This window comes from Pseudomonas tehranensis, assembly GCF_014268615.1.
Taxonomy (GTDB): Bacteria; Pseudomonadota; Gammaproteobacteria; order Pseudomonadales; family Pseudomonadaceae; genus Aquipseudomonas; species Aquipseudomonas tehranensis.
Window position 1 is genome coordinate 1 of record NZ_JABWQV010000278.1, and the last position, 5,874, is coordinate 5,874.

Below are 5,874 nucleotides of genomic sequence, written 5' to 3' on the forward strand. Positions count from 1 at the left end.
GCGAGCAAGCCCGCTCCCACAGGGGGATTGTGGCTTCAATCTTGTGCCTTACAACTGCGCCGCCAATCGCGAACCCTGATTGATCGCCCGCTTGGCATCCAGCTCTGCCGCCACGTCGGCACCGCCAATGAGGTGGACGGTTTGCCCGGCATCTTCCAGACCTTGCTGCAGCTCGCGCAACGGATCCTGGCCGGCGCAGATCACGATGTTGTCCACGGCCAGCACCTGCGGCTCGCCAGTTTCACCGATGCGAATGTGCAAGCCTTGGTCATCGATTTTCAGGTATTCGACGCTGTTGAGCATTTGCACCTGCTTGTTCTTCAAGCCCGTGCGGTGAATCCAGCCAGTGGTCTTGCCCAGGCCGTCGCCCACCTTGGATTTCTTGCGCTGCAACAGGAACACTTGTCGCGCCGGGGCATGGGGCTCGGCTTTGATACCCGCCACACCGCCGCGCGCCTGGAGCAGGGTATCGATCCCCCATTCTTTCCAGAACGCTTCACGGTCCTGGCTGGTGGCAACCCCTTGGTGGACCAGGAACTCCGACACGTCGAAGCCGATACCGCCGGCCCCGATCACCGCGACGCTGCGGCCCACTGGCTTGCGCTCCAGAATCACATCCAGGTAGCTGAGAACCTTCGCATGCTCCACCCCAGGAATCGCCGGCACCCGCGGCGCAATACCGGTGGCCAGGATGATCTCGTCAAAACCGCCCGCGACCAATTGCGCCACATCCACCCGCGTGTTGAGACACAGCTCGACATGGCTAGTCTGCAACTTGCGTTTGAAATAACGCAGGGTTTCGAAGAACTCCTCCTTGCCCGGCACCCGCTTGGCGATGTTGAACTGGCCGCCAATTTCGCTGGCCGAATCGAACAGCGTCACCTGATGCCCCCGTTCGGCCGCCACGGTAGCAGCGGACAAACCGGCCGGACCGGCGCCGACCACGGCGATTTTTTTCACCTGGGTGACCGGCAAGTAATTGAGTTCGGTTTCATGGCACGCCCGTGGGTTCACCAGGCAACTGGTGAGCTTGCCGCCAAAGGTATGGTCCAGACAGGCCTGGTTACAGCCGATGCAGGTGTTGATTTCATCCGCGCGCCCGGCGGCAGCCTTGTTGACGAACTCCGGATCGGCCAGGAACGGTCGCGCCATGGACACCATATCGGCGTCGCCTTCGGCCAGGATCTGCTCGGCCACTTCCGGGGTGTTGATGCGGTTGGTGGTGATCAGCGGAATACTCACTGAGCCGCGCAGTTTGGCTGTGACCTTGCTGAACGCCGCCCGCGGAACCTTGGTGGCGATGGTAGGAATCCGCGCCTCATGCCAGCCAATACCGGTGTTGATGATCGTCGCCCCGGCCTGCTCGATGGCTTTGGCCAACTGAACGATTTCATCCCAGCTGCTGCCACCTTCCACCAGGTCGAGCATCGACAGGCGAAAGATAATGATGAAATTGGGACCGACCGCCTCACGCACCCGACGCACGATTTCCACCGGTAGGCGCATGCGGTTTTCATAGCTGCCGCCCCAGCGATCGGTGCGGTGGTTGGTATGGGCCGCCAGGAACTGGTTAATGAAATAACCTTCCGAGCCCATGATCTCGACACCGTCATACTCGGCTTTCTGGGCCAGCACCGAACAGGTGACGAAATCGCTGATCTGTTTCTCGATCCCCTCCTCGTCCAGCTCCTTGGGCTTGAACGGGTTGATCGGTGCCTGGATCGCGCTCGGCGCTACCTGCTTGGGGCTGTAGGCATAGCGCCCGGCGTGAAGAATCTGCATGCAGATCTTGCCACCGGCCTCATGCACGGCACGAGTAACAATCTGGTGCTTGAGGGCTTCTTCCTCGGTGGTCAGCTTGGCCGCGCCGGAGTACACGCCGCCCTCGTCGTTCGGCCCGATTCCGCCGGTGACCATCAGCCCCACGCCGCCACGCGCGCGCTCGGCAAAATACGCCGCCATGCGCTCGAAACCACCGGGTTTTTCTTCAAGGCCCGTGTGCATCGACCCCATCAGGGTGCGGTTGCGCAACGTGGTAAAACCCAGGTCCAGCGGGGCCAGCAGGTGCGGGTAATGAGGGGCGGTCATCGATAACTCCACAACGGGCGATCACGGAAAAATGTGGAGGCTCTGTGGCTTCCATCGGTCATGCCAAACAGCCTAAGAGCCGGAAGCTGCGTGCTCAATGGCCGTAACTGACAACTTAATGATCCAAATGCGCAACGCCCCTTGGCAACACCCCATCGTGGGCCCTACCCTAGTCAGCGAATCCGCACACGGCCGCTGACTGTTCCCCATGCGCAAACTTCTGTACCTGCTGTTGTCACTGGCCTTGATTGCCGCCCTGATCACCTACGCACTGTGGACGGTGGATCGTCCGGCGGGTCATTACCTGTCAGACCTTCGCATCAACCTGGCGGTGAACCAGGGCACCCCCGCCGATCAAGGCAACTTGCTGGGCATCCAGCCCGAACTGTTCCCCACCGACTACCAGAGCCCCAAACGCCTGCACCGCAAACTGGCGGCCTATCTGCAAACCGCTCGTGACCAAGGCTTGCTCAATGACAAAACCGTGGTGGTGTTGCCCGAGCACATTGGCACCTGGCTGATGATCGTCGGTGAAAAAGACGAGTTGTATCAGGCCGCGACGTTGAAGGAAGCGATGAACTGGCTGGCGGTCAGCAACCCGCTGGTGTTCATCCGGGCGCTGGTCGGCGCAAAAGGTGACAACCGGCTGGACGATGCTTACCTGCGCATGAAAGCCGACACCATGGCCCGTGACTACCAGGCACTGTTCGGCGGGCTCGCCAAGGAGTTCGGCGTGACGCTGGTGGCCGGCTCCATCGTGCTGCCCGAGCCCAGCGTCAGCGATGGCCAACTGAAAGCTGGCCGGGGCCCGTTGTACAACAGTAGCGTGGTGTTCGGCCGCGACGGTCGGCCGCTGGGCCAGCCACAGCGCCAACAGCATCCCTTGTTCGAACAACAAGGCGTGCTGGGGCCAGACCATCCCGACACGGTCGGTGTCGTCGACACCCCGGCCGGTCGCCTGGGCGTGCTGATCGGCAGCGACAGTTGGTACCCGGTTCATTATCGCCAGCTAAATGAACAGGGTGCGCAACTGGTGGCGGTGCCCGCCTTTGTCAACGGTCGCAATAGCTGGGAAAAACCCTGGAGTGGCTACAGAGGCCTGTCCACACCGAGCGAAGTCAGCCTCAAACCGGGGGAAGTGAGTGAAGGCCAGGCCTGGCATCGCCTGACACTGACCAGCCAGCCGCCCATCAGCCAAGCCAAGGGCGGCGTCAGTGTCTTCCTGCGCGGACAGTTCTGGGACAGCGGCAGCGCCGGGCAGAGTTTCGTCAGCCATAACGGCGAACATTTCGCCGACGGTGAAGCTCGTGGCGCCCGTCTGCTGAATCTGTGGCTGTAACACCATGAAACCGCAACCGATGCGACTGGGAGACTTGTCAGTCAGCTTCGTCCATAGCCTGGCCGACGCGGTTGCCAGCCATGGACACGATCCCCAGCCTTTGCTTGAACAATACGGGCTGGATGCGGCACGCCTGGCCGAGCCTGGGGCTCGTCTGTCGATCCCGCGCTACATGCGCCTGGGGCACGCCGCCATCCAACAGACCCAAGACCCTGCCTTGGGTTTGCGCATGGGCCAACTTAGCCGCTTGAGCCAGGCCGGGCTGGCAGGCGTGACAGCGGCCCAGGCACCGACGGTGCGCGAAGCCGCGCGGTGCTTGATCCGCTTTGAGCCGCTGTACGGCTCCAACTATCGCGGTCAGTCGAGTTTTCATGAAGATGCCCGAGGCGCATGGCTGCGGTTCTATTCCATCAGTCCCTATAACGCCTACAACCGCTTCGTCGTGGATTCGATCATCGCTGGCTGGCTGGCGCAGCTGTCCTGCGTGAGTGCTGTCGCGTTGCGGGCTGAACGTGTGGAAATCGAGTTCGAAGAACCCGCATACCTGGAGGCCTATCGCGAGCTCGGTGACTGCCCGATCCTGTTCGGTGCCGAACACAATCAGTTGCGCCTGGGGCTCGACAGTCTCGCCCAACGCAACCCCCAACATTGCCCCGGCACCTGGCGACATCTGGTTCAGTTGTGTGAACGGGAGCTGGAGCAATTGACGCGCACCCGCAGCCTGCGCGAGCGCATCATCCAACTGCTAGGGCCGTTGCTCAATGGTGGCCGGGAACCCGACCTGGAAGAAGTGGCGACGCGTCTGAAGCTGCCCACCTGGACACTGCGGCGCAAACTGGCCGAAGAAGGCACGCAATTTCGCGCAATCCTCAACGACACTCGCCGCGACCTGGCCATGACCTACATTCGCGACACTGAACTGGCGTTCGGTGAAATCGCGTACCTGCTGGGGTTCGCCTCGGCCGAGGCATTTCAACGCGCCTTCAAGCGCTGGAACAACCAGACTCCGGGCGAGTTTCGGCGCAGTCGGAGAAGCAGTTAAGCTGCAAACTTGCCGCTTATAACGTGTAGCTTGTAGCGGATTTACAGCTCTGTTGCATCCTCGGCGGGTTCCAGGGGATCAAGCTCATACGCCTGATATTCCAGCAGCTCTTCCTGATAATCATCCATCTTGAATCCTTCCCATAACGTAACGTTGAAACCGATGCCTGATGGCGCTGGAGTCAGCATAAAGCCGCTTTATGAACAAAACATGAAGCAAAAGCTTCATGAATTAAACGTAGCACAGCGCTGGGAAATTACTGCGTGCAGGTGTGGCAAGGGACTTCCACCCTTGCCACTGAGCATCAAGAGGCGGGAAGCGGCTGAATCGGCTCGGAAGGGGCCGGCAAGGCGCTGGAGGGTGGCGGTGTAATGGCTGGCGTCGACGACTCTGGCTCGGATGATTCAGGCTCGCTGGGTGCGATGGGCGCGGGCTCTGCCGGCGGCGCGACCGGCTCCGAACTGGCCGGAGAAGTCTCGGCAGGCGCGGGCGTGGCTTCCTCCACCGGCGCAACTGGCGCTGGAGTCGGTTCTGGAGCCGGTTCGGGAGCCGGCACCGGCTCTGGAGCAAGAGCAGGTACAGGCATCGGTGCCGGCTCCGGAGTAGAAACCGGTGACAACGCCGCTGGCGCGACCTGGGGTTCCGGAACGCCAAGCTCAGCCTTGGGTTTTTCGGTTTCTTCCACGGGTTTCTTCGCCTCGGGAGGCAGGAACAACTCCACCAGGGCAAAGAAACGCTCATAGAACTTCGCCGACGACACGGTTTCGCTGGCGACCTTGACCATCGAATCATCGGACGAGCCGATCGGCATCGACACCGATCCCAGCACCCCCACGCCCAAGCTGGCGGAGTTGTTGGTTTTCTTCAGCGCATAACGGTCCTGCAAGGCATTGGCAAACATGGTCGCACGGTGTCCGGGACCACTGTCTTCAGCACAGACCAGATTGAAGCTGATCTCCATATGGGTTTCGCCGGTCTGCTGAAAACTCTTATGACCGCTGACCAGCTTCGGATCGCTGCTGGTAATGATGTAGCCCTGGCTGAGCAATGCCCGGCGCCCGGCTTCGCAGGTCGCCGCATCATTCACTGAATAGGAACGCGAGAACGTACCAGAGTCATCGAAGTTTTCATGCTCGTAGATAGCGGTTTTCTTCGACGAGCAACCGGCTGCAGCGGCCAGCACCAGTGCCAGCCCGACGGTGCGCATAGGGAATGATTTGAACATTGAACATCCTGAGGAAAACGATCCGGGGCGTATTGTGCAACAGAACGCTGCCAGGCCGCGTGGCTAATCTTGTCTCAAACGGGTTACAAGTCTACTGGGGGTTATTTGCGGGAAAAAGACGCGAATTCGGTGGAACGACGAAGATACTGCCCGATGCAACAAGCAGACACAAAAAACCCC

The 5,874-nt window shown here is 60.8% G+C and carries 5 protein-coding genes; 2 read left to right on the top strand and 3 right to left on the bottom strand.

The annotated features are described in order from the left end of the window. Window positions 1-48: 48 nt before the first annotated feature. The gene (locus HU811_RS23920; RefSeq protein ID WP_092400583.1) at window positions 49-2,088 is read right to left on the bottom strand and encodes an oxidoreductase; all 2,040 of its coding nucleotides are present in this window, start codon (window positions 2,086-2,088) and stop codon (window positions 49-51) included. 208 nt (window positions 2,089-2,296) lie between these two features. Between HU811_RS23920 and HU811_RS23925 the strand changes: the two genes are divergently transcribed. Both HU811_RS23925 and HU811_RS23930 read left to right on the top strand, forming a co-directional pair. After that, window positions 2,297-3,427 carry a carbon-nitrogen hydrolase family protein gene (locus tag HU811_RS23925; RefSeq protein WP_186658430.1) on the top strand — a complete coding sequence of 377 codons (1,131 nt, stop codon included), beginning with the start codon at window positions 2,297-2,299 and terminating at the stop codon, window positions 3,425-3,427. A 4-nt stretch (window positions 3,428-3,431) separates the two neighbouring features. Then, a complete protein-coding gene (locus tag HU811_RS23930) occupies window positions 3,432-4,469 on the top strand; it encodes an AraC family transcriptional regulator (RefSeq protein ID WP_092457001.1) in 1,038 nt (345 codons plus the stop codon). Window positions 4,470-4,510: 41 nt separating this feature from the next. On the opposite strand, the gene HU811_RS23935 is transcribed toward HU811_RS23930, so the two are convergent. Together HU811_RS23935 and HU811_RS23940 are read right to left on the bottom strand one after the other, a co-directional pair. After that, window positions 4,511-4,657, bottom strand: coding sequence for a hypothetical protein (locus HU811_RS23935; protein WP_186658432.1), 147 nt, complete (start codon window positions 4,655-4,657; stop codon window positions 4,511-4,513). Between the two features lie 116 nt (window positions 4,658-4,773). Beyond that, window positions 4,774-5,694, bottom strand: coding sequence for a DUF2242 domain-containing protein (locus HU811_RS23940; RefSeq protein WP_092456998.1), 921 nt, complete (start codon window positions 5,692-5,694; stop codon window positions 4,774-4,776). Window positions 5,695-5,874 lie beyond the last annotated feature (180 nt).